The following is a 1,745-nucleotide window of genomic DNA, read 5'->3' as shown; positions in this document are numbered from 1 at the left end:
ATCACGTATCACCAATTCAAGCGCTCAAAGCATGGCAGAAGAAAAAGCCCGAATTATTTGTTAAACGCGTGTATAACCACACGAGTCTTGACATCTACCCAAGCAGGTGCCTCAGCCTCGGACACGAGAAGTTCCATGCGTGATACGATCCAGACGTATCTGGACAGAGGACAGCGCGTATCCAACCACTTGGGCAATCCAGAAGTAATGAATGTTTTTGATATCGCGCCAAGTAGTATCAATAAAAAATTAACAAGCAACTGGGAAAGTTCGCTCGATATTGCAATGAATAGCGGGACAATTGATAAATACTTGGGTCCAAGAACAAAGACATATGACCCAGCGTATCATCTTGAGATCTCACAACCAACCCGTCGCCGTTAATATTAACAAATATGCAAAAGTTTAAAATATGCCATTTGATTGTATCCCTTGCCCTACTACTGCCTATCTTTCTCAGCGCGAGAGCAGAAGAAAGGACGTCAACTCTCGATGTTGTTCAGTTGGAAAAATTGTCCTTCCTAGAGGGGAAGCAGCTGTTAGAATTGAAAATTCTGCTAGGGGCTAACTTCCAATCGTTTGAAAATATGACTAGAAAGAACTTTCCCGGCTTCTTGCTAGTCAATTCATGTCAAGGGTCGTTCAAGAGTCCAGGGCAACGAGATTTTGCACTGGCACTTATAAACTCAAAGTCCAACACTGCAGCCTATGTAGTTGTACTGAGTGACCGGAAAAGTGGTTTTATTTTTAACGACATATATAAATTTCCCATAAAATTCAGCAAAGATGGATTTGTAATTGGGCGAGGCGTTGACATCATTTGTCCATCATGGACAGAGTTATCCAGAATTAATTCCGACTATTCATCAAGAACCGAGCGAATTAACGATGCACCAAACATGAAAATTAAAACAAAACTAGATGCAGTTTGCGGCAGCCCAACGGATGGAGATAATGAGTTCATTTGCTTTCAATACCATATAGGGGCTAAAAAATTTATGCCTATCGGAGGTTGGAGTAATGAGTGATTTATAGAATGGAGGTCGGAAAGCGCTAGCGCAAAATAAAATACATATCGCCACAGATGCGTTCGGCAATGCGTTGGGCAGCAGCTTGGCCCATAGCATGAGCGGGAACGGGCAACAGTCAGATCAGTCATCCCGCAAAGATTCATCATGGATTTCTATCGAACGCAGTGATAGCGTTGTCTCTGATTCGGCTGCGTTTTTCCAAGGAAGTGATGCCGTCAGCCCTCATGCAGCAATCAGAGATCAGGAGATGGCCCGTATTCTGCGCCAGGCGCAAGAGCCTCAATATCAGGGCTCCGATTCGATGCGCATCGAGATCAACGGTGTCGGCTCATCAGATCCAGGCGACTACAATAGAGAACTCATTGAAGCCGCAAACAACCGTGGTGACAGCCTGACCCCAACGGTCGCAAACGCCGCCCATCTTGGTTTGATCAACGACCCGAGTCTGATGAGTTATAGCGACCAGATGCGTAATGTCGGCCATTTCTTTGGCGACTTGGCTATCGGTGCGGCAAAAGGGCTAGACAATCTCATTCCAGAAACAGCTGCCTTGGCGCATCGAATGACTGGATATGCGGCGGCTGGCGTGGTTTCACTTTTTGATACAGACATGTCTGATCGTGGGTATTCCGGACGAACGTGACCAGTGATTCCGGCATCGTGACCAGTCATTCCATTTGAACGTGACCGCCCATTCCGGGCGAACGTGACCGA

Annotated in this window: 3 protein-coding genes; all 3 read left to right on the top strand. The window is 46.1% G+C overall.

Translation table 11 applies throughout. The features are described from left to right. The first annotated feature begins 135 nt into the window (after positions 1-135). The 3 genes from H7U20_RS09445 to H7U20_RS09435 all read left to right on the top strand — a co-directional run bounded on the left by H7U20_RS09445 (position 136) and on the right by H7U20_RS09435 (position 1,674). Complete coding sequence (locus H7U20_RS09445) at positions 136-384, top strand: hypothetical protein (RefSeq protein ID WP_199758904.1); 249 nt, start codon at positions 136-138, stop codon at positions 382-384. 11 nt (positions 385-395) lie between these two features. Then, entirely contained in the window at positions 396-1,028 is a 633-nt protein-coding gene (locus tag H7U20_RS09440) for a hypothetical protein (protein WP_199758903.1), read from the top strand. Between the two features lie 97 nt (positions 1,029-1,125). Beyond that, the gene (locus H7U20_RS09435) at positions 1,126-1,674 is read left to right on the top strand and encodes a hypothetical protein (RefSeq protein WP_199758902.1); all 549 of its coding nucleotides are present in this window, start codon (positions 1,126-1,128) and stop codon (positions 1,672-1,674) included. Positions 1,675-1,745 lie beyond the last annotated feature (71 nt).

The organism is Rugamonas violacea (genome assembly GCF_016461825.1).
Lineage (GTDB): Bacteria > Pseudomonadota > Gammaproteobacteria > Burkholderiales > Burkholderiaceae_D > Rugamonas.
This window is presented reverse-complemented; position numbering and strand designations above follow the sequence as displayed.

Bases quoted from the DNA above. Each gene is read 5' to 3' on its own strand.
- H7U20_RS09440 (WP_199758903.1), top strand. From the start codon at position 396: ATGCAAAAGTTTAAAATATGCCATTTGATTGTATCCCTTGCCCTACTA.
- H7U20_RS09435 (WP_199758902.1), top strand. From the start codon at position 1,126: ATGAGCGGGAACGGGCAACAGTCAGATCAGTCATCCCGCAAAGATTCA.
- H7U20_RS09445 (WP_199758904.1), top strand. From the start codon at position 136: ATGCGTGATACGATCCAGACGTATCTGGACAGAGGACAGCGCGTATCC.